This window comes from Staphylococcus sp. HMSC068G11 (genome assembly GCF_001815825.1).
Lineage (GTDB): Bacteria > Bacillota > Bacilli > Staphylococcales > Staphylococcaceae > Staphylococcus > Staphylococcus epidermidis.
Window position 1 is genome coordinate 24,234 of record NZ_KV822095.1, and the last position, 24,445, is coordinate 48,678.

A 24,445-nucleotide genomic window follows, 5' to 3' on the forward strand; every position below is an offset into this window, starting at 1 on the left:
TCCAGATGTCTATAAGATTCAGATGTGTTTATACTTTTAAATCATAGCAATAAATACAAACTTTATTCTTTAGAATTAATAAACTTTGTTAGACAGGAATATTGAAACTTACTTTTGCATGCTTATTCTCATTTTCTAAAATAAGTTCACTATTATATTGTTGAAGCACAATATTAGCAAAATACAGACCAATACCAGACCCATTTGATTCTTTACCTTTTGTCCCCCATTCTTTGGCAGAATTCAGTTCATCTTCAGTAAATATTCTACCATCATTGGTTATGGTGAAGTTTAGTAAATGGTCGTTTATAACTTCAAACTTTATAGATATTTGTTTTTCAGCATATTTCAAGGCGTTATTAATTAGATTATCGATGACATGGTATAAAACTTGATTGTTAATGCTTAAGGTATGATAAGGGAAATCATGATCAACATCAATAATCAGTTCTCTCTCCTTTAATATGTATTGTTGATTATAGCTCTCTTTAATGATTTTTATTACCTTATCAACATGAATTGTATCTGAATGGTTTGGCAATAGGTTGATGTTCTTAATATGTATTTGTAATTGATTATTTATTCTATCAATAGATTGTAACGCAATGTCTGCTTCTTTGTTTATTTTGAAATGTATTTCCTCCTGAGACAGATTAGAACGATTAATTTTTCTTAATAATTCAATATGACCTTGAAGGACAGTTAACGGTGTTTTTAAATCATGTTCTAAAATTTCGAGTTTTCTTTTAAAATTATTTTGAATAGATAATTGATCTTTTATACTATTTGTAAGATAAGTATGTATATGTTCTACTTCTTGAATCAATTTATTGAATTCTGAAATACTCATTTTCTTATATTCAACATCAGTGCGGTTATTTTTTAATCCTTGAATCGTATCATTAAGATAATTAATACTAGTTGTAATGTACTTTTTATAAAAAAACTGTGTGAACACGTAAATGATTAACAAAGGAGTCATAATACTGATACATGCGCTAGTAAAAGAGAAAATGTAATGCGGTTGTTTCCAAAAATTAGTGTATAAAGACTTTCCAAAATTTGAAAATTCTAATACATTAAGCAAAATTTGTAGTAAAAATACTAATCCAACACTGACAACTATAATTGCTATGATAAGACGTGTCATTTTTCTTTTTAAACTTTCTACTCTAGCCATTTATATCCAACTCCCCACTTTGTATCGATGTATTCAAAACGACTATAACAACTTAACTTTTTTCTTATTTTACGTATATGTTCAGCCACAACTTGAGTATTGCCTGTCTTATTTAAATTAATCGAATCATATATCTGTTCTTTACTAAAATAATATTGAGGATTTAAAGATAGTAATTTTATAATTTCAAATTCTTTTTTTGTAATATCTATCGTCATGTTATTTACGTCAATTCTATATGTATCGTAATAAATGATTAATTCTTTAGTTTTTTTTATGTTGGGAGACAAACTTTGAGAATGACTTTGATTGAGTACATTTTTAATTCGAATTATAAGTTCTTCCATATAGAAAGGCTTAGGTAAGTAATCCTTTGCACCAAGCGAGAAACATTTCAGTCTAGTATCAAGATTATCTTTAGCAGTAAGAAAAATAATAGGTATATTACTCTCTTTAAGTGATTGAGCAACTTCAAACCCATCTATATACGGCATTTTAATATCTAAAATGATTAAATCAATTTTGTCATCGATTTGCTTTAAAACGTCACGTCCATTATAAGCGACAATAGTGTTAAAACCTTCTAAGTATAAACTTTCTTCTATAAATGACACAATTTTTTCTTCATCGTCGACAATCATTATGTTATACATCACAAATCACCTAAGCTTGTTTTTATAGTATTCATGTTACGCTAGAAATTATAAATGACAATGCTTGATTCCAAAACGTATTAATTTTGTACTTTTTTGATAATAGTGTAACTAAGAATTAATAATACAATTCCTAATAAAAATTGAAATATTTTTATATAAAATGGAAAGTTAAAGGTTTCTGAGAATAAATACATAAAGCCTAGATTTCTAAATCCTAAGCAGAATAAGAAATATACAAGTCCAAACATTAAGCCATTTAATGTATTACCACTAAGAATACTTGTTAATAAACATATTGATCCTATAAATAAAGTACTGGTTAAAGCAATAAACATATCTCTCAAAACAATGATATTTGAGTTAAATAAATAAAATATAAATAAATTGATTGTAATTAAGAACAGTATATAGATGATTGTTATAACTAATCTAAGCATAAATACGAATTGGTAGTCATGACACTTTGCACTAATAGTTAACTTAGACTTCTTGTTTTGATCTACAGAATAGATAGCAGTAAATAACAATATGCCTAGTATAGTAAATATTAACTCAATGTATTGTGTAACTCTCTCATGATTAAGATTAGATACACCAAAAATAAACATTCCACCAAATAATAGAATTAAAATTCCCATGTAAAGTTTGACTAAATTAGTTTTGATATCTATTAGTAAAAATTTGGCCATTAAAACCTACCCCTCTTCTTTTCAGGTCAAATATATATGTACTAAGTAGAATTAAAAGTAAACCTAAGCCAAAGTATGTAAATCTATTAGCTAAAATTTGATTGAAGTGATTATAGAAAAAAACTGCGTTAAATAAAGTATTATGTCTAGGAATCAATAGAGAACCATAGCACCCCTCAATGGCACGAGAACCTATATTTAAATTGATAAACCAAATTACTATTTGTATCATTACACCTAAATAAGAATTCAATATAATTGTGACAAACAATCCCATCGCGATAGTAAATATTAAAGTGGGTAATGTCCACAAGATTAAAATTTTATAAAAAATAAATAAAGAAAACATCGATATTTGATGTATCATCGATAAACAAGTAACAAAATATATTGATACTAATAATACTGGTAAATATGCCAAAACAAGAATAGTAAATACACGTGTAGAAATTAATTGGTATGATGATATAGATTTAGAATGAATCGTTTTAATGGCATTACTTTTTTTGTCTTGAAGAATCATTTGAGCTCCCAAAAAGAATGGAAGTATTCCTAACACTACCCCCATAATATCTGAAAAATATCTACTATATGCTCCATAATAGTACTCTTTATTTTTTATAATATTCTTCTCTTTAACATACGTGCTCTTACTCATATTCTTAATTCCAAATAATGAAATATTATTTTCAGAATATTGAGATCCCCATCCAACAACATGTGATACGCTATTAGAATAATTTTTAAACTGATGAAAATTATTCGTTTTTTCCATTTTTGATATTAGTTTCTTTATTTTAGAAATTTGTTGGTCATTTAACTTTTTTTGTTTTAAAAATCCAAATTGATACGTTTTAAAATTATTTTGATATACTTCGTTCTTTAATTCTTTAATTTCATTTGACATTATTATGTTTTTATCAGTAGAATACATAGTCATATTTTGAGGTTGATATACATCTGAATTAATAGGATGTTTGAGGACTTGTTGACAATTCAATACCGTGAATATAATAATCAATAAACAATAAAATAGAAATGTCTTACTAAACATTAAATGTTTAAATTCCATTATAAATAGACGCATGATTCAAACCTCCTTATTGTTTTTTAAAAAATACATATAAGCATCTTCAAAATCAGCTTTAACTTTTTTAGCGTTTGCAACTTTTGTTTCAGAAATAAACCTAACTTTTAATTTATTTTCAATTTCTTGAGTTTTAGTAATAAATAAGTCATTTTCTCTAAATGATTCCAACTCCGATGGGGATAGATTGATTTCATAAATATGATCATCACTTTGTTGTATCAACGATGGTATGTCACCTTTATATACAAGACTTCCTTTATCTAAAATAGCAATCCTATTACAAGTTGATTCAATGTCGCTCACAATGTGAGTTGATATAATCACAATTTTGTTTTCAGCTAAATCAGATAGTAAATTGCGTAGCCTTACTCTTTCTTCTGGATCTAATCCCGCCGTTGGTTCATCGACAATAATTACTTTGGGGTCATGTAAAATGGCTTGCGCTATACCTAATCTTTTTTTCATTCCACCAGATAAACTTTTAACCTTTTTATTTTTATAATCAATTAGATTAACCTTACGAAGAATTAAATCTACATATTTATCGAAATCCGTTCGATTTATTTTAGATAAAAAACCTAAATAGTATAAAACTTCCGAGACTTTCATATTAGGATAAAAATCAAAATCTTGAGGTAAGTAACCAATCATTTGTCTAATCTTTTGTGAATTCTTAATTTCAATACCATTAATTGTTACTGTTCCCTTACTTGGTTGAAGAATTGTTGCAATAATATTCATTAATGTAGATTTACCAGATCCGTTTCTTCCTAAAATACCAAACATACCATTGGGAATTACTAAATCCAATGAATTAAGCGCATCTTTCTTTCCATCATATGATTTACTCAAACCTTTGATAACTATTTCATTCATCCAAAATTAGCCTCCTTTTATATCAACATATCAAAAAGAAATCAATAATATATCAATTTTAGGAAATTCACAAAATATACAATTATGAAGGTTTGGTCAATATTAATTAAATTGATAAAAAATTGATAAAAAATTGATAAAGTAATGATAACTTGATATCGAGGTGATTAGATGTATATCAAAAATACAAATGTACATGAAGTTTACTTTAAAAATAAAGTTTTACTAGTCAACTTAAACAATGGACAATGGGTAAGAACAAGTAGAAAATATTTTGAAGTTTTAAACAAATTGGTTGAATCTAATCAAATTGGTGATTTTATGAAGTATAAATATGTAAGTAATGTGATAGATAACTTAAAACGGCTTTTTAACGAATTGCTTGAAATACGATACTACGTAGATGAAGAAAAAACTCATCAAGAAAATAATTTAAGTGTGACTTTTACTCTTACAAATAAATGCAATCTTTCTTGTAGTCATTGTGCTTTATCTGCTTCTCCTTTATCACAAGATATTTTAAGTACAAATGATGTCAAATATGCAATTGATAAGATTATTGACGTCAACCCGAATACACTTATTCTAACTGGTGGAGAACCCTTTATTAGAAACGATATATTAGAAATTATTTCATATATAAGAACTAACTTTAAGAATAAGTTGGTGATTATGACTAACGGTATGTTAATCAGAAAAAAATTCATTCCATTTTTAAAAGAAAATGTGGATGCACTAGATATAAGTTTAGATGGTTACGATAGAACAAGTGTCGAAAAAATAAGAGGAAAAAAAGTTTTTTCGCTAGTTGAAAAGAAAATAAATATGTTGATAGAAGAAGGTTATACTAACATCAGTTTATCGATGGTTTTGACACGAGATAATTATAATCACAGAATCGAATTTGAAAACATTTGTAGAAAATTAAACGTCAAATCTATTTTCAGGCCTTATCATCCTGAGGGCAGAGCAATTAGCCAGATTGATAGTAATGCTTTGATTCCCACAGATATAATTTTTGAAGATATAGCATGCCATTATTGTAAACCAGGAATTAGAGAATTCGTCATAAATTTTAATGGAGATATTTTTCCATGCACTAACTTAATTAATAAAGATTTTAAGATTGGGAACATATTCAACGATTCTGACATTTTAAAAAAACTGACACAACAGAGTATTAATTTCAATCATATTTTCAATACGATTAATCGACTCAGGCCGCTTAATGATAAACACTGTAGAAATTGTAAAGTGAATTTATTTTGCTGGGAGTGTCCCTCAAGATTTCAATCTATTAAAAGAAACAGTAATAAACTAAATGAATTTTGTGAGTTTAAAAAGAGAAGACTTTATAAAGAAATTTGGGGTGAGTCCATTTGAATATAACATTTTGGGTAACTGAAGATTGTAATTTAAGATGCAAATATTGTTATGTCAACAAAAATGCGAAGTATCTTCAATTGGATGATATTGACAAAGCATTTGAATTGATAAAACAAAAAATTTCTGATGATGACGAAAAGGTTATAAATGTTAACTTTCACGGTGGAGAACCAACATTAAATTTTCCGGTAATCTATAAAGTTGTTAACTGTTTTTCTGTGTTGAAGGAAAAATACGACATTTCTCTAAACTATTATATTACTACTAATGGTACTGCTATTAGTAATGATGCTATCGATTTTCTTATTAAAAACAATTTTAACATTAGTATTAGCGTTGATGGTAAAAAAAATATAAATGACAAAAATAGAGTCTATAGGAATGGTAAAGGGAGTTTTGATAAGGTAAAAAAAACACTCAATAAATTCAAACTAAAAAATTATCATATTAGGATTAGAATAACTATTACACCTCAAACAGTTCCATATTTATTTGAAAGTTACAAATATTTTTATGATTCAGGATTTATAGGAATCTCTGCCATACCAGACACTACTATATCAAAATGGAGTATAAATGAAGTGAATAAATATATGAATGAAATGAGAAAAATATTAAATTATTTAAAAATTAAGTCAAAATTAGACTATGAAAATTTTATTCATAATATCGGCACTTGTGTATTAAAAGAACTAAACATTTGTGATGGAGGTATTAATACATTTCATATCTCAGCAAATGGAGATATTTATCCCTGTGCATTAGTGTTAGGTATAAAAAAATTTAAAATTGGCAGTTTAAATGAAGGTTTGTATCATAGTGTAATATCGAATTTAACTAAGGAATATTCAATTAACAATAAACAATGTTCACAATGTGATTTATTAAAATTTTGCGAAGGTAATAGATGCAAATTTATTAACTATGCAAGTACTAAACAATTGCACAAACCCAGTGCTAGTTATTGTATTTTACACCGAAAAAATTTTGAAATTTATAGAAATGAGAAATTAGGTAATGAAGAAAAAATATGATGCTATATTAATAGATTCCTTCACTCACGATACAAGGTTAATTAGTCATGGTGAATGTTCTTTAAAAGTCATTAAGGAATTCAATGATTATGATATCAAGCAGATCAATATAGGTGTGAAAAATAATTCACAAGCATCTAGTAACAAAATTTTATTTACTGCTCTAAATAGTATACACCCTTCTGAAACTAGTTTAATTAGTATACCTTTGTCTTCAAAATATTTTAACTCTGATGTTCATCAGAAAATTAATGATTTAAGTAAGAAGGGTTTAATATTTATATCATCTTATATGAATAATTATGTTGGGAAATCATACCCTGCTTCATATTCTAATGTTACAGGAGTAAAGGGAATTAGCTTTGGGAATGATAGAAAACTAAAAAAACTTTCTCAAATTTATTACTTTAATGACACACCTACTATATTTTTTAAAAATAATCAATGTGATTTCTTTTATGGAAATAGTAAAGCTTGTGCCTTAGCAACTAGATATTTCTTGAATAAAAGGAGTAATCAAATATGTGCTACAGATTTATATAATCACAATAAAAATCCCTCAAAACATTATATGAAATTAGTAATTAAGTATATTGAAAACATAACTGGAAAGAAAATAGAAATGACAAATAAAGATATATATGACTTGCCTCTCTTTAGTATTTCTATAGGCATAAATAGATATAACATAAACGATTTATTAGATTTTATCATTAAAAAAAACCCTACTCTTTTAAAAAAGGGATTCTTAAAATTAGATGATATATCTACAATACGTAAGCTAACTAATATCATTGGAGAAAATAATGTCTGAATTTAAATTTATATATAGAATAATTAAAAGTTCTAAATTACTTTTTTTAATTTTAATTATTTTGCAAATAATAGATGTCTTTATAAATATTAACATACCAAATTTAATAAGCGATTTTATTAACCAATCTTTATCTGGAAAACAACCTAATTTTATAATTAAGCTAGCTATAATCGGTATAATTTTATATATTTTAAGTCATTTTTGTACGTATTGGACAGAATGTATTTTTGCCAAGTTTAGTCTCAAGATTAATTTTTATATAAAAACGAAGATTATTAACTCTTTATATATTTTGGATGGTGAAGATATAGATAATAGCCAAAATAAAACTATGTCTATCCTAATTAATGATAGTAATATTATTGATTCATTTGTCTCGAAGGGATTATCAAATTTGATAACTAGTTTTATATATTTAACAACTATACTGATTGTTTTACTAACAAAGTCATTGGTACTGACAAACACCCTTATAATTAGTTTAATAGCAATTATACTATTCCAAACATTCGTAAACAATAAAATAAAAGTTCATTCTGAGAATCTAATAAATTCATTTGATCAAGTAGTAATTAAAATCAAAAATATAGTAACATATATAGCTAATTTAGTAACTTTAGATACTAAACGATATATTCAAAATAACTATTTAGAAACCGAATATGAATACTTAAAGAAAAGGAAAAAACTAAATATTTTATTTTCTATTGCCACTATTATACCCTCACTTCTTGTCAACATTAACTCGATAGTAATAATTGGAGTAGGTAGCTATTTAATTGTAAACAAACAAATGTCAGTTGGACTGCTTTCAGTATTTATATTTTATTCTAATCGATTAAGTAGTCCCATAAATGACATAGTAAATTTTTTTAGTGGCTGGAATCAAGTTCAAGTTTCAATTAACAGATGTATAACATTAATTCAAGGGGAATAATCATAATGTTAACTCTTAATAATTTAAGCTTTTCTTTTCATAATAATAAAGTACTTCGTAATATAAATATATCCTTTAATAAGGGAGACATTAATTGTATTCATGGAGAAAACGGAAAAGGTAAGTCTACTTTAATTAAAATCTTAACAAAATATTATTCTAATTATAAAGGAGATATTTTTTACTACGAAAATAATTTAAGAGATTATGATAAAAATGATTGGAGAAAAATAATAGGTATATGTCATCAAAATCCATATCTATATCATGATACTATATGGAATAATCTTAATTTTGTTGATAATACTAAAAGTGAAATATATTATTATTTAAAAAAATTCAAATTTGAAGAATTTGTTGATATAAATAAAGAAAGAATTGTGGATCAAAATATAAATTTATCTGGAGGTCAACAACAATTAATTTCACTAATAAGGAGTCTATCAACAAAGAAAGAAATATTAATCTTAGATGAACCAACTTCACATTTAGATAATTTTCGAAAAAGAGTTTTAGTTGAGACTTTAAATGATATGAAGGATAAATGTTTAATTATTGTAGTTTCTCATGATGAAGAATTTATAAATAATTGTATTATTCATAAATTGTAAACTTTGAAAGGAGGTGAAAATAATGAAAGAAGTAATTAAAGAAATAGAGGCGCTCAATTTATCAAATGAAGAAATGGATTTATTTGTGCAATCTAAAGATGGGAAATGTACTGGAGGATGCAAACATGATTGCATAGTAGGAACAAATACTTGTGATGCTCAAGTTACAGGATGGTTTTAAGAATCACAAGCATGTTTGTTTATGTTTCATAGTACAGTAAAATTTTAGTTTTGTAAAAAGAACTATATTTTTACTAACCCTTCGGAAATCTTCGAGGTTTCCGAAGGGTTTCCTTTGATTGCAAAAATTTAGCTAAATTTTCTCTAAAATCTTCTTTTTCAAAATTTGTTAAGTTTTTGTGATATAGTAGTTATTTTTATAATCTATCATTATAAATTAGTATTTAATTAGAATTTCTATATAATGGCTTCAATGGATATTTTGTATTACTACCCTCAATATTTACAATCGCTTCTTGTCTTTCTTTATAACATATTTTATGAAAAACTGTTTTTACCGTATCCACGTATCCAAATTTAGATTGTAATCTAGGTAAACGTGGTAAAGCGTTAAATTTATTATTCCCTTTATCAATTTGACTCATTATTATCTTCTTTAATTAAAATTTTATTTTTTAATTCTTCTAATGTCAGAGGCTTAGCTTTTTTTCTATGTATCATTTTATGACAATTAGAACATAAAGGAACTAAATCTGTCTCTGGGTCAACAGAAATTTCTCTTCTAATAGAATACATCGGCCTAATATGATGAATCTCAATAAAATTCTTTCCAATATTGCCATATACTTTTTCAAAATTAAAACCACAAACTTTACAAGTAGTCCCATGAATTTCAATCGCTTTCTGTCTCAAATAATGATTTCTTTCAAATTTAATACCATATTTAACTTGAATTTTCCCTTCTTTATATTCAGTATTTTCGAGATCAGATTCATTTTTATTCATATTGATTAAAAAAGAGTCTATCCTTTCGTGTATGAAGCACAATAAGTTATCCTTTAATGACCTTGGACCTTGAATATTACCTTTCAATCCATTTAATTTTAAATTTTCAAAAGTCAATAATGATTTATCTATACTTTCAAGTAATTCAAGTTGCATGTAATTTCCATAATTAACATAATTTTCACCATTTAAAACGTAGTCGCTATCATCAATCGTAGGATTTCGTTTATTGACTTCTCTAATTTTACATATGTATTTAACGCATGAGAAGGGACGAGAGAGATAAATTAAAACTATATCTTCAGTCATTGCTGATTTCATGTTTCTACTTTGCTTCCAATCAATTTCACTTAATTCATTAAATGCACCTACAACATCATAAGATTTTACATTACATGGAATAATCCAATATTTCATCATTTACCTCCTAAATATATATTTATTGGATTCAGTTTTACTACTATACAATCATAAAAAAAAGCATTACTTATGATACCCTTCTGCATATCGGTTAATGATGCGGTTTTTAATTATATAATTTCAATTAATAAGGTAATGAACAGTTTTTTGATAAATATTATTCTTCTAAAATTATTTATAATTTACACACTAAAAAATATCCTCCTTAACAATAATAAGTTATTTAAATTATTGATTAAGGAGGATATTTTTATATCTATTTATTTCTCAATCTAGAACTAGATTTTTAGCGTGCTTCCAGTTCATTTCCTGTCATCCATTTATGATTTTTAATGATTTTACCATTAACTTTGGATTTGTAATCAACCACGTAAACAGTAGTCTTTTTCACGTTATCTATATTAGCTGTAGCACCTTTCATACCAGACATATGACTTGCTTCTAATTTAACAGTATCGCCTTTACTAAATCCATCTTTAGGTGCATCTTTGATCTCTTCGTTTACGACCCATTTATGATTGTTTACTTTTTCATTTCCATTTGTGGGTTTATAACTTACAACATAGGCATATGTTTTATACGCACCTTTTACAGTAGCTTCTGCACCTTTCATACCTGGCATATGTCCTGCTGTAATCGTTACTTTATCTCCTACTTTAAATTCACCCTCATTAGTCGATTTCATACCTTCAGGAACTTTACTTTCATCATTATGCTTCATATGGCTCTCACTTTTTTGGTCACTAGTGTCTTTATCTTTTTCATCATTATTCGAGCAAGCTGATAATATTAGTAATGATCCTAATATCATAAAAAATAATTTTTTAATCATAATAAAACGCCTACCTTTTATTTTAATTTTAATGTAAAAGCATTAATTGCAACGATAATCGTACTTAATGACATTAAAATAGCCCCTATTGCAGGTGATAAAATCAAGCCAATAAATGCTAAAACACCGGCTGCTAGAGGTACAGCAACAATATTATAACCTGCACCCCACCATAAGTTTTGCACCATTTTTCTCATAGTATTATTTGAGAGGGTCAAGAAATGGATAATATCTGATGGATTACTTTTAACAAGTATAATATCAGCTGACTCAACTGCTACATCCGTTCCTGCACCAATTGCAATACCAATATCTGCTCTTATAAGACTTGGTGCGTCATTGATACCGTCTCCGACCATCATTACTTTTTTACCACTACGTTGATAATCTTTTATGATACTTTCTTTATCTTCTGGCTTGAGTTGTGCGTGCACATCACTAATACCTAATTCTTTTGCGACAGCTTTTGCTACTTCTTTATTATCACCTGTAAGCATGACTGGTGTAATATGTCTTGATAGTAAATCAGCTACCATTTGTTTTGAGCTTTCTTTAATTTGATCTCCTTGAGCAATCATACCAATGACTTGTTGTTCATCAATTAAATAGCTGATTGAATTACCCTGTTGTGCTAATTTTATAAATAAGTCATTGTCATATTCAAATCCGTGCTGATCAAGATAAGAGACATTTGTTATTTTATATTTTTTATTATCAATACTTCCTTCTAATCCAACACCCGGAATGTTATTAACGTCTTGCGGATTATCATAAAAAATTTTCTTACTTTTCGCAAAATCTACAATACCTGTAGCTAATGGATGGTTAGACTGACTTTCTAATGAGGCAAAAAGGCTTAATATAGTATCATTGCTTAATCCTTTTTTAAAACTTTCATAATGATTCACAGAAAAGTTACCCTCAGTTAAAGTACCGGTTTTGTCCATCATTACATAATCGATATGTTGTGCTATTTCTACAGACTCTCTATTTTTAATAATTAAACCATTATGTGCACCAATTGAAGTAGAACGTGCAGTAACTAAAGGTATTGCCAAGCCTAAAGCATGTGGACAAGCAATGACTAATACGGTTACAAGTCGTTCTAGTGCAAAATCAACATCATTTTGAATAAGCATCCAAATGATAAACGAAATTACACCGGCACTTACAGCAAAGTAGAATAAATAACCCGCCACTTTATCAGATAACAATTCAGCACTAGATTTATCATTTTGTGCTTGATTAATAAGTCCCATAACTTGAGAAAGATATCCATCTTCTCCAACAGCTGTAACCTTGACTTGTATCGTTCCAGCTCCATTAATAGAACCTCCGATGACGCTGTCATTTTGATTTTTTTGGACTTTTTTAGATTCTCCAGTGACTAAGGATTCATCTATGGATGTTTGTCCTTGAACGATAATACCATCTGTTGGAATGCTTTCTCCGGCTTTTACTTCGACGATATCATCAGTCATGAGATCTGACATTTTAACCTCTTCGCGTTGGCCATTGTTCGTCACTTTAATAGCACTATTAGGTAACAGTTCTGCCATTTTCTTTAAGGTATCTCCAGCATTTCCAACAGCATTCATTTCTATCCAATGTCCTAATAACATAATTAAAATTAAGGTTGCTAACTCCCAAAAAAAGTCCATTGTATGACCAGTTGCACTACTAAAGTTATTCATATAAAAAGCATACAAGCTATAAATATAAGCTACTGAAATACCTAGGGCAACTAAGGTCATCATACCTGGTTTTTTTGCAGCAATTTCATCTTTACCACCAGACAAGAACGGTTTACCACCATAAAAGAATAAAATTGTAGCTAATATTAACACTACCCATTCAGAACCTGGAAATGTGAATTGAAAAGGTAATTTAACGCCCATCATTGGCGATAAAAGGATGATAGGTATTGCAAAAATTAATGAAACAAAAAACTTAACTTTAAAATTTCCATGATGATGTGCATGGCCATTATGATGATGTGAGACATGGTTATCATGATGCATTTGATTGGAATGATTCATGTGATTTTGATGATTACGCGCTTCACCATTATTCTTCAAATTAACCCCTCCCAATGAAAACGTGATAGTAAAGTTACTTATACCATAACATATACCCCCATACGGTATAAATAGTTTCGATTTATCTCATTTTAAGGATTTGTTTATATCATTCCGAACCTTATATCTACACGTCCTACATTAGACCTTGTCATCGATATTTAAAACAATGTTTTAATTAAAAGATCTAATCTTAACTATCACATGACAATACACTCTAACCAAGGTTATCATTACTAACACAAGTCATATATTAATATTCTTAAAGAAAATAGCGCGTTTCAAAGTATGCCTAGAAAAGCAAATTGTCTTGATAATTATTAGAGAAGCCAGTAAATGAATTTATAGTAAACTCATTTACTGGCCATTTTTCTAGTATTTATGCTCACTCTCTTCAAACTATATTAATCATTTTTTGATTCTCATATTCTACGCCACAATAGCTGCATTCTATTAAAGATACTATATATTCAATCAATTTCAAAGTGAGTTATATACAACCTATTTTTAGTTTTATTTATGATACGCTTCCAACCTTTTAGTTGAAATTTTAATACTTATATTTTTATATAAATTATATATAATTATAAATAAAAATAATCGAAAAAGAATTTATATTGACATTGTTATCCGTTTATCATATGTATATTTATATTAAATATAATAATTTGGAATCTTTTAGTGTTGTCATCATTTTTAAATACTCTAATGGAAAATCATATTGATTTAGACATTGCAGTTCAAATTTTATTTTTTTAGGTATCATTAAGTATACACCATATTAGGATTTGTGATCTTAATTATTCAATTTATTTAGCTGTAACTGAATTCCTTCAAATTGGCTTAAGACGTATGTATCATGTGAAATAATGATTAATTGTGTCATCTTTAAGTTAATCAACATTTGAAGTATAGCTTCTTCATTAATGACATCTAAGTTGGTTGTAGCTTCATCCAATATGAGAATCTCTGGTTCTAATATTAAAGCTTTAGCTATCCAGACGCGTTGAAATTGGCCACCACTTAACGTCGAAACTTTATGATTAAGTATATCGTGTGGTAAGTTACACTGATCAAGCACTGCTTCAATACTTGATGTATAACGCTGTTTATTTACCTTGTAATTCTTAAGTGGTTCTAATAATGTAGCTAATACCGTTTTACGCTGATTTAAGGTGTCACGTTGATATTGAGGTACATATTGAATGTGCTTCATCCACTCTTTAGACGTATAAGATTCACGTAAGCGCCCATTAAAATATAATTCGCCCTGATAATCCGTATCTAAACCAGCGATAATCTTGGCTAATGTAGATTTACCACAACCACTCTCACCACTTATGAGTAAGTGCTGGTCGTTAATTGTACATGATATCTCTTTAAATATCAGTTGCGTGTCTATATATTTGGTTAATCTCTCTATTTTAAGCATAAGGTTGTCTCCGATGTGCAAACGTAATTAATTTTTTCGTGTAACTATGTGTCGGCTTAGTTAAGATTGACGCTGCCTCACCACTTTCTATCAATTGACCTTGCTGCATAATGCTAATATGCGTGGCACAATCTTTCACTAAGTTAATATCGTGTGTGATAAAAACGATGGTCATTTGGTAGCGTTCTTGTGCCTTAAGAAGGTAATGCATAAACTTTTTAACATTTCCTTGATCAAGTGCACTCGTCGGTTCATCTAAAAATAAGTAGTCCGGACGTCTAATTAATGACATTATAAAGGCGACACGTTGTGCCATACCTCCACTAAGTTCAAAGGGATAACGCTCAAGTAAATGTTCTCCTTGTCTTAAACCAAGTAATTGCATCATCTGTAAGACGTCTTCCTTAATACACTGTTTAGTCAGATGTGTGCGATTGGCTTCATAAATGTATTGGAAATGTTTAGCTAATGTTATATTTTGAAACATATTACTTTGAACATCTTGAAACACTGCATCTGTTTTAGTTAAATCGATGTCAATATCTCCTTGATAACATAATTGTGGTCGTTTCATTCCAAGTATCGTTCTTGTTAACAGTGATTTCCCACTGCCACTTTCACCTATAATGCAATGAAATGCACCTTTAGTTACTGTCAAATCAACATCTTTTAACAATACTTTTTCTTGATCTAAAATCGATAATTGATTGACGTTGACTACCTTATTTACTGCGTTATTTTTTTGTTGATGATTTGACATAATAAGGCGAAACCTCCTAACAATACACCAGGAAAGAAGAAGAGCCACGGTGCGCCGTTGAAATAACTTTTCCCATCAAAAAGAATTGTTCCTAACTCAGGCGTCGGCGGTTTAATACCTAGTCCTAGAAAGGCAAGACCAGATATGCTGAGCATCATTTTGCCAAAGTCAGCCGTTACCAAAGCGAATATATTACTTAATAAATGTGGAATCACATGTGTTACTGTCGTTTTGAATGTTGAGTTCCCACTCAATCGTGCATATTGAACAAATGGACGTTTTTGAATATCTCGCGTTAAATTTCTGAAGTAACGTAAATAACGTCCTATCCATCCAATCGTTAAAGCAAGTATCAAACCTATCATGGAGTTACTTACTAAACTTAAAATGACTAATGCGATAATAAATGACGGAATAGCTAGCAACATATCGGCAACAAACATGATGATTTGATCTAACCATCGTCTTTCTATGCCTGCAATTAAGCCAAAGATAAGTCCCATGCAAACGCTTAATAGAATCACTATGCCTGTTAAACTTAATGTGACAAGACTACCGACAATCAGTCTTACTAAGAAGTCTCTACCTAATTGATCGGTACCCAACCAATGTTGTCCATTAGGTGACTCAAATGGGTTCAAATGTTGCGTGTCTTGCATTAAACCATACGTAATTAATACAACCATCAAACTCAATAGTGAACCTATTGTGATGTACGTTTGATATTTTTTCATCACATCGCACCTCTTTTCTCATTGCCTGACTGCTGGGTATGACGTCGTCGAAGTCTAGGTTCATTCTTCAAAATAATCACATCGCTTAAATAATTCATTAGCATAATAAAGACAATGATAAAGATGACAATGTCCTGAATCAGTGGATAATCTCGTTGGTTAATAGCATTAATCAACAATTTACCTATACCAGACATGCTGAAGATAACTTCTAGTATTACGGCTTTTCCTATTAAATGAATGATACTGTTAATTGAAATGGTCATTAGTGGTGCAAATATCTCTTTAATTTGTACGATGATACGCGCTTTTAACGAGAAATGTCTTAACTGCGCCAGTTGATACGCATCTTGATCTAACGTTTGTGCAATCAGATGTGCTGTCATCAATAAGATATGACACCCTTCTATAACAACAATTGTGAAGATTGGCAGCACAAAGTGTTGCCATGAATCACTACCTACAAATGGTAACAATTGCCAACGTACGCCTAAATAATAAATGAATAAAATAGCTAACCAGTATTCTGGCATTGATGTCATCACTTGGGCAAATCCACGAATTACATTAGCGTAACGTGTATGCGGACGCGTCCCAACGAAGTAACCAACAATATAGCCAAATGGCAACATGATACAACTAGAGACAATGATTAGCACAAGAGTAGGCATGATAGCTTCCATTATCATAGCGGTAACCGCTTCGTTGGTACTAAAACTGTATCCTAAGTTGCCCGTAAGTGCATTTCCAACCCAATCAATATATCTTAGTAACACATGTTGTCCTAAGCCAAGTTGATGTTGTGCCGCTTCAATATTGTCTTGCGTAATCGACGTATAACCATGACGTTGTAGATACAGAATCGCTGGATTACCAGATGTCTTCTCAACTAAAATGAAGATAATAAACGAACTTACGATTAAATAAAGTATGAATTTAATTGTACGTTTAAGCATTGCTATTCATTAACTTTCAACGTTTTATAATCAATTGGTGCATCTGTAAGTCCAGAGAATTTGAATTGTTTTACTTTATCACTCACTACAAACGTCTCATTTGGATAAGCAATTGGCACACCATAGTATTGTTGATTAAAGTGTTTAAATATGTCATCAAATGAACGCTGTTGGTCTTCTTTTGATACGGTTGATGGGAAATCGTCTAGCTGTTTCGTTAATGTTTCATCATCAGCTAACACCCCTGGTTGACCATCATTATTTTTAAACACTGAACTCATAAAGTTGTAAGGCATTAATGCATCTGAATACGTTCTATAGAAAATCAAATCATAGTTTTTTTTCGTCCATAATGTATCATAGTATGATTGTGAATCTAACGTTTTCACATTTAACTTAATACCGGCTTGTTTAAACTGACGTTGCACTTTTTCTGCTTTATCCTTCCAACTTGGGAATTCTGCAGTTTGAATGACTAAGTTAAATGATAAAGGTTTGCCATTCTTTTCAAAGAAGCCGTCATCGTTTTTATGATAGCCTTCTGATTTAAGTAACCTTTCAGCCGCTTTCATATCATAATCGTGTGGCTGTTGATTATCTTTAGTCACAAATTGTACGTTCTTCTGGAACAAACCATTTACCGATTTGCCCGCAATGTCTTTCGCATCGATGCTCTTACTTATCGCTTCACGAATTGCGCGATGATTTAATACATCATTTTTAGGGTTAAATGCCATAAAGTGACTTACTGTGCTAGGTCTATCTTCAATCGTTAAGTTCTTATTTTTCTTATCTTGTTTGATTTGTTCATCTGAGAGCATACCTAAAGCACCACCAGAAATATCTACAGAACCACTTTGTACTGCAGAATTTCTTGAGTCCCCATCTTCAATCGTTTGGAATGCAAGATGATAATTGACTGGGTGACCGTTGTCGAAATATTTATTTGGCTTCATTGTCGTTTTTTCTTTCCCAGTTTTATCAACAACAAATGCACCTGTTCCAATCGCTTTTTCAAATTTACCGTTTACTTTACCATCTTCTACTGAATGTGGACTCATAATACGCAATGGTCTCACTTGTGTTAATTCATTTAACACTTGATTTGATGGAGATTTCAATCTAATTTGGACCACGTGATCATTTTTAACAACGACCTTATCTAATTTTTTTAACGTTTCAACAGTCGTATCTTTATTCATCGCTTTCGCACGATCAATCGAGAATTTCACGGCCTTAGCATCTAATGCTGAACCATCTGAGAATTTTACGTTCTTTTTCAAATGAAATTCATAAACTTTCCCTGATTCATCAACGCTCCATTTATCTGCTAAACCTGCTTTAACGCCCTTATCTTTGTCGTATTTAACTAATGCATCATACACTGCACTATAAACGGGCATCGCTGCATCATAGCCTTGCGCGTCAAGTTTATCCGCCTTTGCTTCAGTAGGTAGCGATACCGTAACATCTTTATCTTCTTTTTGACCATTGCCACAACCTGCCAATAAGAGCGTAGCACTTGCTGCTACCGTCATTAATACACATTTCCTCATTTCTCAGTACCTTCTTTCACACTTGCTTTTATTAAAAACGATTCTTCATATAGTGTTTGTAAATAATCATTCGGTGATAAATAAAAATCGCTATAATGTGTTAAATCAATAACGTCAGGTACATGCTCTTTCATTACTGCAACTTCAAATCCTGCATCCACAAAGCTATCAACGATATGTTTTAGAGAGTGATTCTGAGAAGGTGTTGCACCATATTGATTAATCGTGTCATCCATAAACTGACGACTTGGGTTATTAGTTAAATCCGCGAATGAAGCGTAATAAACACCGCCTGGTTTCAATACCTCTTTTAAATCTTTTGCATGTTGCGGAATATCTTCTATTAAGTACAAGACAGACGTACTTACTGCCGTATCAAACACGTGCTTCGTTTCTTGCGGTTTATCTGTTAAATAGTATGTAAGTGGACGTTGTCCTTTTAATGTCTCTGCCTTTTCCAAAGATAAACGTGCTAAATCTATGCCAACACCTTTTTTAAACGGTGTTGTATCGTATAACTGTCGTAAAAATCCGCCTTGATTACATCCCACATCTAAAATCGTTTTCCCTTCGATGTCAGATGTATCAAGCATTTTTATTGTTCTCTCCCAAGCTTCTTGATGGTCTCGTGCCATATCATCATCTGATTCTTGACCTTTTTGCCACCAAACGTCATAAGTTTTAGTCATTTCATTCTCCTCGCTTAATCCAAATCGTAATAATTACGTTTTGAATAGTACTACACTATGTACATTTACGCAATAAGGATTTTTTAAAGTCATGAATGAACACCAAAAATTAAGCTGTGGTCGCGAGACATTGATTTATGTCCTAGGCTCCTTTATTAGTTTTTCTTACTGATTATTAGCCATCATCTCTGCTTGTTCAACCACTTGATTGATTGCTATTGTTTCTAAGTCAGGTGGATATCCGTATTTCTTCATTAATCTTTTTACTGATCTCCTCTTATTAACTCTACTACTTGATTTCTTATCACAATCTACAGTCATATTTTCTTTCACAATTTTTGTTAATTCATGGGCAATTGCTCTAAGATTTTTATTACCTATAACTTCTTTTTCTGTTTCATGTGAGGTTAAAGCATCGTAAAAATCAATTTTGTCAGAATTTAACCCTAATTCTTTACCTCTTCGATGTTCTTCATTTAAATCTTTTGCAAGTTGAATGAGTTCTTCAATCAATTTTGACGCTTCACTAGATCGACTATTATATTTATTAATAGAATTTCAAAACATTTCAGAGAAGCGTTTCGAAACAATGCATTCGTTTTCATTAATGATTTAACTTGTCCTTTTAGTAATCGATTTAAGAGTTCTACCGCCACAATTTTTGTTTCAATCCTTCTACGTCTTTTAAGAAATCATCTGATAGGATTGATAAATCGGGTTGTTTAAGACCTAGAGTTTGATAAATATCAATTACATCTTCCGTAACCACAGATTGTGACACAAGCTGATTAATCTCTGCTTCAACTTCAGCAAGTGTCTTATATATTTTTCCTTCTTTTGATGGTTGTAACAATTTAACAAGTCCTGCTTTAACGGCTTTAAAGAAGGCAATTTCATCATTGAGCTTTTGCGCTTTCGGTTCTGTATCACAAAACGCAAAGGCTTTTCCTAATTCTGTGACCGTTTTAATAAAACGTTGACGTTCATCTTCACCTAAACTAATCACATAATCCATCGTATTTGAAATCGTATAATTATAATAACGTTCAGACTTTTTCTCTGAATTAAATTTAGATTAATCAAAATGATATAGCATATCTTGAATCACATCATTTAGAAAAAATAGAATAGTCTGTATCAAGTTAAAATACAAGCACTAATCCAAAAGTTGAATTAGATTATTTTAATTTCTTATTATTTAATTCTCTTCCTCATTCCAATTTATGTGACAAGTTAACCAATCTCTATAACAATATCACTCTAAATACATTTTCTAAATTATTTTAATCCTTTCTTTATCATGTATTAGATTCTATTTTTTATATTATTTTTGTAATTCTATGTATAAACCTATTTATTTATAAAGCGCTCTAATACATACCTAAATATCTTCAACTTATAAACTACTTTTTATTTCAATGCCTTTTTCCAAACTTCTTTTATGAGATATTGTGGTTATTACCTAACTCTCACTATTAATGTTATTATTTTATTTATACATAGTAAATGTAACTGTAAGACATTCTCACCTAACATGTTTTGTTATCACCTGAAATTTACACATTTCGCTATTATTACGCAAATTATTTTTATTATATTTCATTAATGTTACTTAAAGTTTTGATTTTATAATTATGATGACTATAATCTATTCTAATCAATCTCTCCTTTTAGGCGTAAAATAATCTACTTATAATTAAAGCATCCACTATTTCAAAATTATTTGTAAATTGATATTTATAAGTGATTTTTATACAGTTATTTAAAATCTATTTCATAATCAAAAATAATAAAGGGGTAATAAAAATGAAAAAAGAAAAACGTTTAAATCTTATCTTAACTGTTATACAACAGAATCAGTTTAATAAAAAACAACAAATAGTGGATTACATGGCAAGACATTTTGGAGTTTACTATAGCTTGACAACTATTTCTCGTGACTTACAAGAATTAGAAATTTACAAAATCCCTGTTGAAAATAAAAAGTATATTTACAAGAAAATAAATCAAACAAATCAATTAAGTGCAAAAAAACAATTAGAAATATTTAGTGATGAGATTATTGAATTTATAACGCTAAATAACTATGTCTTAATAAAAACATCTCCTGGCTTTGCTCAAAGTATAAGTTATTACATAGATCAATTACAAATGAAAGAAATATTAGGAATTGTTGGAGGTAACGATACTTTGATGATTTTGACTTCTTCAAATGAAATAGCAGAATTTGTTTGTTATCAATTATTCCCTTAAAAATTAAATGATTATATTAATAGGAATGATTACTAATACAAAAAAATGAGTAAAAAATCTTTTTGCTTGAATAAGATAAGGTTTTAACAATGAGATTTTTCAAATTATTCACTATTATATAGTACAAAATACATATTCATACAAAATTTTGCATTGAATAAATCTATATATGTGAAAACCCTCCCTAAACAATTGTGAATTAAATCACACGATGTTTTTTGAAAGCGTTTTATAATGTGAATGTAATAAAGCAAAGGAGGAATTTGAAATGGTACAAGGACCCATTCAAGTAAATAGTGAAATAGGCAAATTGAAAACTGTGTTGTTAAAAAGACCAGGAAAAGAATTAGAAAATTTAGTACCTGATCATTTAAGTGGTTTATTATTCGATGATATTCCCTACTTAAAAGTTGCACAAGAAGAGCATGACAAATTTGCTCAAACTTTGAGAGATGAAGGAATCGAAGTAGTTTATTTAGAAAAACTTGCAGCAGAATCTATTACTGAGCCAGAAGTACGCGAGAACTTCATAAACGATATATTAACAGAATCTAAAAAGACAATATTAGGTCATGAAACTGAAATTAAAGAATTCTTTTCAAAGTTATCTGACCAAGAACTTGTAAATAAAATCATGGCTGGCGTACGTAAAGAAGAAATTCAACTTGAAACAACTCATTTAGTAGAATATATGGATGATAGATATCCATTTTACTTAGATCCAATGCCCAACCTTTATTTTACAAGAGATCCCCAAGCTTCAATTGGTAGAGGAATGACAATTAACAGAATGTATTGGAGAGCACGACGTAGAGAATCTATTTTTATGACATATATACTGAAACATCATCCAAGATTTAAAGATAAAGATGTACCAGTATGGTTAGATCGTAACTCACCATTTAATATTGAAGGTGGAGATGAATTAGTATTATCGAAAGATGTTTTAGCTATTGGTATATCAGAACGTACATCAGCTCAAGCAATAGAAAAGTTAGCACGTAATATTTTCAAAGATGCAAACACAAGTTTTAAAAAAATCGTAGCTATTGAAATACCTAATACACGTACATTTATGCACCTAGATACAGTACTAACTATGATTGACTACGATAAGTTTACAGTACATGCAGCAATATTTAAAGAAGAAAATAATATGAATATATTTACCATAGAACAAAATGATGGTAAGGACGATATAAAAATTACTCGTTCTAGCAAGTTACGTGAAACACTTGCTGAAGTTTTAGAAGTAGAAAAAGTGGACTTTATTCCAACAGGTAATGGCGACGTTATTGATGGTGCACGTGAACAATGGAATGATGGCTCAAACACATTATGTATTCGACCAGGGGTTGTGGTGACATACGATCGCAACTATGTATCAAACCAACTTTTACGCGACAAAGGAATTAAAGTGATTGAAATTACTGGTAGTGAACTTGTACGTGGACGCGGAGGCCCAAGATGTATGAGTCAGCCGTTATTTAGAGAAGATATTTAAATTTGAAAGGTGGTAAAAGTCACAAGTAATTCATTCATTAAATCAAATAACAAGATTTTTACCACCTTTATTAGGGGAGATTAATATGGATGAAAATAAATTAGGTAAAACTTCCTTAATTGGTTTAGTCATAGGCTCTATGATAGGCGGTGGTGCATTCAATATCATCTCAGATATGGGTGGCCAAGCTGGTGGACTTGCAATAATTATCGGTTGGATAATAACTGCTATTGGTATGATTTCTCTTGCTTTCGTATTTCAAAATTTAACAAATGAGCGACCAGATCTTGATGGAGGAATTTATAGTTATGCTCAAACAGGGTTTGGAGATTTTATTGGTTTTTCAAGTGCTTGGGGATATTGGTTTGCAGCATTTCTAGGTAATGTGGCTTATGCAACCCTATTAATGTCAGCTGTGGGTAACTTTTTCCCTATATTTAAAGGAGGTAACACACTTCCAAGTATTATCATAGCATCAATTTTATTATGGGGTGTACATTTTTTAATACTTAGAGGTGTAGAAACTGCAGCGTTTATAAATAGTATTGTTACAGTAGCTAAATTAATACCTATATTTCTAGTTATTATATGCATGATAGTTGTATTCAACTTCAGTACTTTTAAATCCGGTTTTTATGGTATGACTAGTGGAAGTGTTGGCGTTTTTAGTTGGGGAGATACAATGGCACAAGTAAAAAGTACTATGTTAGTAACTGTATGGGTATTCACAGGGATTGAAGGAGCCGTTGTCTTTTCTGGACGTGCAAAGTCTAAAAAGGATGTAGGAACTGCTACCGTTATTGGTTTGATTTCTGTGCTAGTCATTTATTTCTTAATGACTGTACTAGCCCAAGGTGTCATTCAGCAGAACCAAATTTCAAAACTTGCTAATCCATCAATGGCACAAGTATTAGAACATATTGTAGGTCATTGGGGTTCAGTGTTAGTTAATATAGGCTTAATTATCTCTGTTTTAGGAGCTTGGTTAG

Annotated in this window: 24 protein-coding genes and 1 pseudogene; 9 read left to right on the forward strand and 16 right to left on the reverse strand. The window is 29.7% G+C overall.

What is annotated here, in order from left to right; genetic code table 11:
- Positions 1-88 precede the first annotated feature (88 nt).
- The 5 genes from HMPREF3058_RS08085 to HMPREF3058_RS08105 all read right to left on the reverse strand — a co-directional run bounded on the left by HMPREF3058_RS08085 (position 89) and on the right by HMPREF3058_RS08105 (position 4,491).
- A complete protein-coding gene (locus HMPREF3058_RS08085; protein WP_070731316.1) occupies positions 89-1,180 on the reverse strand; it encodes a sensor histidine kinase in 1,092 nt (363 codons plus the stop codon).
- Positions 1,168-1,833, reverse strand: a complete 666-nt coding sequence (locus HMPREF3058_RS08090) for a response regulator transcription factor (protein WP_002455935.1) — start codon at positions 1,831-1,833, stop codon at positions 1,168-1,170. Before HMPREF3058_RS08090 ends, HMPREF3058_RS08085 begins: the two co-directional genes overlap by 13 nt.
- A gap of 80 nt (positions 1,834-1,913) precedes the next feature.
- Positions 1,914-2,525 carry a hypothetical protein gene (locus HMPREF3058_RS08095; RefSeq protein WP_001830486.1) on the reverse strand — a complete coding sequence of 204 codons (612 nt, stop codon included), beginning with the start codon at positions 2,523-2,525 and terminating at the stop codon, positions 1,914-1,916.
- On the reverse strand, positions 2,491-3,612 hold the full coding sequence (locus HMPREF3058_RS08100) for an ABC-2 family transporter permease (protein WP_070731318.1): 1,122 nt from the start codon (positions 3,610-3,612) through the stop codon (positions 2,491-2,493). Before HMPREF3058_RS08100 ends, HMPREF3058_RS08095 begins: the two co-directional genes overlap by 35 nt.
- Positions 3,613-3,615: 3 nt before the next feature.
- Complete coding sequence (locus HMPREF3058_RS08105; RefSeq protein WP_070731320.1) at positions 3,616-4,491, reverse strand: ABC transporter ATP-binding protein; 876 nt, start codon at positions 4,489-4,491, stop codon at positions 3,616-3,618.
- 171 nt (positions 4,492-4,662) lie between these two features.
- On the opposite strand from HMPREF3058_RS08105, the gene HMPREF3058_RS08110 reads away from it, so the two are divergent.
- The 6 genes from HMPREF3058_RS08110 to HMPREF3058_RS12315 are packed head-to-tail and all read left to right on the forward strand — an operon-like array spanning position 4,663 to position 9,457.
- The gene (locus HMPREF3058_RS08110; protein WP_038399408.1) at positions 4,663-5,874 is read left to right on the forward strand and encodes a radical SAM/SPASM domain-containing protein; all 1,212 of its coding nucleotides are present in this window, start codon (positions 4,663-4,665) and stop codon (positions 5,872-5,874) included.
- A complete protein-coding gene (locus HMPREF3058_RS08115) occupies positions 5,871-6,911 on the forward strand; it encodes a radical SAM/SPASM domain-containing protein (protein ID WP_070731322.1) in 1,041 nt (346 codons plus the stop codon). The genes HMPREF3058_RS08110 and HMPREF3058_RS08115 overlap by 4 nt, the downstream gene beginning before the upstream one ends.
- Positions 6,895-7,725 carry a S8/S53 family peptidase gene (locus HMPREF3058_RS08120; protein ID WP_070731324.1) on the forward strand — a complete coding sequence of 277 codons (831 nt, stop codon included), beginning with the start codon at positions 6,895-6,897 and terminating at the stop codon, positions 7,723-7,725. Before HMPREF3058_RS08115 ends, HMPREF3058_RS08120 begins: the two co-directional genes overlap by 17 nt.
- On the forward strand, positions 7,718-8,665 hold the full coding sequence (locus HMPREF3058_RS08125; protein WP_070731327.1) for an ABC transporter transmembrane domain-containing protein: 948 nt from the start codon (positions 7,718-7,720) through the stop codon (positions 8,663-8,665). Before HMPREF3058_RS08120 ends, HMPREF3058_RS08125 begins: the two co-directional genes overlap by 8 nt.
- A gap of 5 nt (positions 8,666-8,670) precedes the next feature.
- Positions 8,671-9,276, forward strand: a complete 606-nt coding sequence (locus tag HMPREF3058_RS08130) for an ABC transporter ATP-binding protein (protein WP_038399407.1) — start codon at positions 8,671-8,673, stop codon at positions 9,274-9,276.
- A gap of 22 nt (positions 9,277-9,298) precedes the next feature.
- The gene (locus tag HMPREF3058_RS12315; protein WP_002467629.1) at positions 9,299-9,457 is read left to right on the forward strand and encodes a hypothetical protein; all 159 of its coding nucleotides are present in this window, start codon (positions 9,299-9,301) and stop codon (positions 9,455-9,457) included.
- Between the two features lie 223 nt (positions 9,458-9,680).
- Here HMPREF3058_RS12315 and HMPREF3058_RS08135 read toward each other — a convergent pair whose 3' ends face one another.
- The 11 genes and pseudogenes from HMPREF3058_RS08135 to HMPREF3058_RS12230 form a co-directional block, all read right to left on the reverse strand.
- The gene (locus HMPREF3058_RS08135) at positions 9,681-9,881 is read right to left on the reverse strand and encodes a hypothetical protein (protein WP_002467663.1); all 201 of its coding nucleotides are present in this window, start codon (positions 9,879-9,881) and stop codon (positions 9,681-9,683) included.
- Complete coding sequence (locus HMPREF3058_RS08140; protein WP_070731330.1) at positions 9,868-10,659, reverse strand: HNH endonuclease; 792 nt, start codon at positions 10,657-10,659, stop codon at positions 9,868-9,870. The genes HMPREF3058_RS08135 and HMPREF3058_RS08140 overlap by 14 nt, the downstream gene beginning before the upstream one ends.
- Before the next feature lie 289 nt (positions 10,660-10,948).
- A complete protein-coding gene (locus HMPREF3058_RS08145; protein WP_049387098.1) occupies positions 10,949-11,494 on the reverse strand; it encodes a YdhK family protein in 546 nt (181 codons plus the stop codon).
- Positions 11,495-11,511: 17 nt separating this feature from the next.
- Positions 11,512-13,572 (reverse strand): heavy metal translocating P-type ATPase, encoded by a 2,061-nt coding sequence (locus HMPREF3058_RS08150; RefSeq protein WP_070731332.1) that lies wholly within the window; start codon positions 13,570-13,572, stop codon positions 11,512-11,514.
- 796 nt (positions 13,573-14,368) lie between these two features.
- On the reverse strand, positions 14,369-15,004 hold the full coding sequence (locus HMPREF3058_RS08155; protein ID WP_002493994.1) for an ABC transporter ATP-binding protein: 636 nt from the start codon (positions 15,002-15,004) through the stop codon (positions 14,369-14,371).
- Positions 14,997-15,764 (reverse strand): ATP-binding cassette domain-containing protein, encoded by a 768-nt coding sequence (locus tag HMPREF3058_RS08160; RefSeq protein ID WP_002493993.1) that lies wholly within the window; start codon positions 15,762-15,764, stop codon positions 14,997-14,999. Before HMPREF3058_RS08160 ends, HMPREF3058_RS08155 begins: the two co-directional genes overlap by 8 nt.
- The gene (locus tag HMPREF3058_RS08165; RefSeq protein WP_070731334.1) at positions 15,731-16,498 is read right to left on the reverse strand and encodes an ABC transporter permease; all 768 of its coding nucleotides are present in this window, start codon (positions 16,496-16,498) and stop codon (positions 15,731-15,733) included. The genes HMPREF3058_RS08160 and HMPREF3058_RS08165 overlap by 34 nt, the downstream gene beginning before the upstream one ends.
- Complete coding sequence (locus HMPREF3058_RS08170) at positions 16,498-17,454, reverse strand: ABC transporter permease (protein WP_070731336.1); 957 nt, start codon at positions 17,452-17,454, stop codon at positions 16,498-16,500. The genes HMPREF3058_RS08165 and HMPREF3058_RS08170 overlap by 1 nt, the downstream gene beginning before the upstream one ends.
- Positions 17,455-17,456: 2 nt before the next feature.
- Positions 17,457-19,010: an ABC transporter substrate-binding protein gene (locus tag HMPREF3058_RS08175; RefSeq protein ID WP_070731338.1), complete on the reverse strand. Its 1,554-nt coding sequence runs from the start codon at positions 19,008-19,010 to the stop codon at positions 17,457-17,459.
- Entirely contained in the window at positions 19,007-19,699 is a 693-nt protein-coding gene (locus tag HMPREF3058_RS08180; RefSeq protein ID WP_000169584.1) for a class I SAM-dependent methyltransferase, read from the reverse strand. The genes HMPREF3058_RS08175 and HMPREF3058_RS08180 overlap by 4 nt, the downstream gene beginning before the upstream one ends.
- 165 nt (positions 19,700-19,864) lie before the next feature.
- Positions 19,865-20,810, reverse strand: a pseudogene (locus HMPREF3058_RS12230) (DUF3387 domain-containing protein); the annotation flags it as partial.
- 695 nt (positions 20,811-21,505) lie between these two features.
- Between HMPREF3058_RS12230 and HMPREF3058_RS08195 the strand changes: the two are divergent.
- The 3 genes from HMPREF3058_RS08195 to HMPREF3058_RS08205 all read left to right on the forward strand — a co-directional run.
- Positions 21,506-21,952, forward strand: a complete 447-nt coding sequence (locus HMPREF3058_RS08195) for an arginine repressor (protein WP_070731340.1) — start codon at positions 21,506-21,508, stop codon at positions 21,950-21,952.
- A 268-nt stretch (positions 21,953-22,220) separates the two neighbouring features.
- Positions 22,221-23,456, forward strand: a complete 1,236-nt coding sequence (arcA, locus tag HMPREF3058_RS08200) for an arginine deiminase (RefSeq protein WP_000249804.1) — start codon at positions 22,221-22,223, stop codon at positions 23,454-23,456.
- Between the two features lie 85 nt (positions 23,457-23,541).
- The coding region (locus HMPREF3058_RS08205) for an amino acid permease (RefSeq protein ID WP_141755969.1) at positions 23,542-24,445 on the forward strand (904 nt) is incomplete at its 3' end.

What these genes read in the sequence shown, in the direction of transcription:
- HMPREF3058_RS08085 (WP_070731316.1), bottom strand. Translation starts at nt 1,180, where the DNA reads ATGGCTAGAGTAGAAAGTTTAAAAAGAAAAATGACACGTCTTATCATA.
- HMPREF3058_RS08090 (WP_002455935.1), bottom strand. Translation starts at nt 1,833, where the DNA reads ATGTATAACATAATGATTGTCGACGATGAAGAAAAAATTGTGTCATTT.
- HMPREF3058_RS08095 (WP_001830486.1), bottom strand. Translation starts at nt 2,525, where the DNA reads ATGGCCAAATTTTTACTAATAGATATCAAAACTAATTTAGTCAAACTT.
- HMPREF3058_RS08100 (WP_070731318.1), bottom strand. Translation starts at nt 3,612, where the DNA reads ATGCGTCTATTTATAATGGAATTTAAACATTTAATGTTTAGTAAGACA.
- HMPREF3058_RS08105 (WP_070731320.1), bottom strand. Translation starts at nt 4,491, where the DNA reads ATGAATGAAATAGTTATCAAAGGTTTGAGTAAATCATATGATGGAAAG.
- HMPREF3058_RS08110 (WP_038399408.1), top strand. Translation starts at nt 4,663, where the DNA reads ATGTATATCAAAAATACAAATGTACATGAAGTTTACTTTAAAAATAAA.
- HMPREF3058_RS08120 (WP_070731324.1), top strand. Translation starts at nt 6,895, where the DNA reads ATGAAGAAAAAATATGATGCTATATTAATAGATTCCTTCACTCACGAT.
- HMPREF3058_RS08125 (WP_070731327.1), top strand. Translation starts at nt 7,718, where the DNA reads ATGTCTGAATTTAAATTTATATATAGAATAATTAAAAGTTCTAAATTA.
- HMPREF3058_RS08130 (WP_038399407.1), top strand. Translation starts at nt 8,671, where the DNA reads ATGTTAACTCTTAATAATTTAAGCTTTTCTTTTCATAATAATAAAGTA.
- HMPREF3058_RS12315 (WP_002467629.1), top strand. Translation starts at nt 9,299, where the DNA reads ATGAAAGAAGTAATTAAAGAAATAGAGGCGCTCAATTTATCAAATGAA.
- HMPREF3058_RS08135 (WP_002467663.1), bottom strand. Translation starts at nt 9,881, where the DNA reads ATGAGTCAAATTGATAAAGGGAATAATAAATTTAACGCTTTACCACGT.
- HMPREF3058_RS08140 (WP_070731330.1), bottom strand. Translation starts at nt 10,659, where the DNA reads ATGAAATATTGGATTATTCCATGTAATGTAAAATCTTATGATGTTGTA.
- HMPREF3058_RS08145 (WP_049387098.1), bottom strand. Translation starts at nt 11,494, where the DNA reads ATGATTAAAAAATTATTTTTTATGATATTAGGATCATTACTAATATTA.
- HMPREF3058_RS08155 (WP_002493994.1), bottom strand. Translation starts at nt 15,004, where the DNA reads ATGCTTAAAATAGAGAGATTAACCAAATATATAGACACGCAACTGATA.
- HMPREF3058_RS08160 (WP_002493993.1), bottom strand. Translation starts at nt 15,764, where the DNA reads ATGTCAAATCATCAACAAAAAAATAACGCAGTAAATAAGGTAGTCAAC.
- HMPREF3058_RS08165 (WP_070731334.1), bottom strand. Translation starts at nt 16,498, where the DNA reads ATGAAAAAATATCAAACGTACATCACAATAGGTTCACTATTGAGTTTG.
- HMPREF3058_RS08170 (WP_070731336.1), bottom strand. Translation starts at nt 17,454, where the DNA reads ATGCTTAAACGTACAATTAAATTCATACTTTATTTAATCGTAAGTTCG.
- HMPREF3058_RS08175 (WP_070731338.1), bottom strand. Translation starts at nt 19,010, where the DNA reads ATGAGGAAATGTGTATTAATGACGGTAGCAGCAAGTGCTACGCTCTTA.
- HMPREF3058_RS08180 (WP_000169584.1), bottom strand. Translation starts at nt 19,699, where the DNA reads ATGACTAAAACTTATGACGTTTGGTGGCAAAAAGGTCAAGAATCAGAT.
- HMPREF3058_RS08195 (WP_070731340.1), top strand. Translation starts at nt 21,506, where the DNA reads ATGAAAAAAGAAAAACGTTTAAATCTTATCTTAACTGTTATACAACAG.
- arcA (WP_000249804.1), top strand. Translation starts at nt 22,221, where the DNA reads ATGGTACAAGGACCCATTCAAGTAAATAGTGAAATAGGCAAATTGAAA.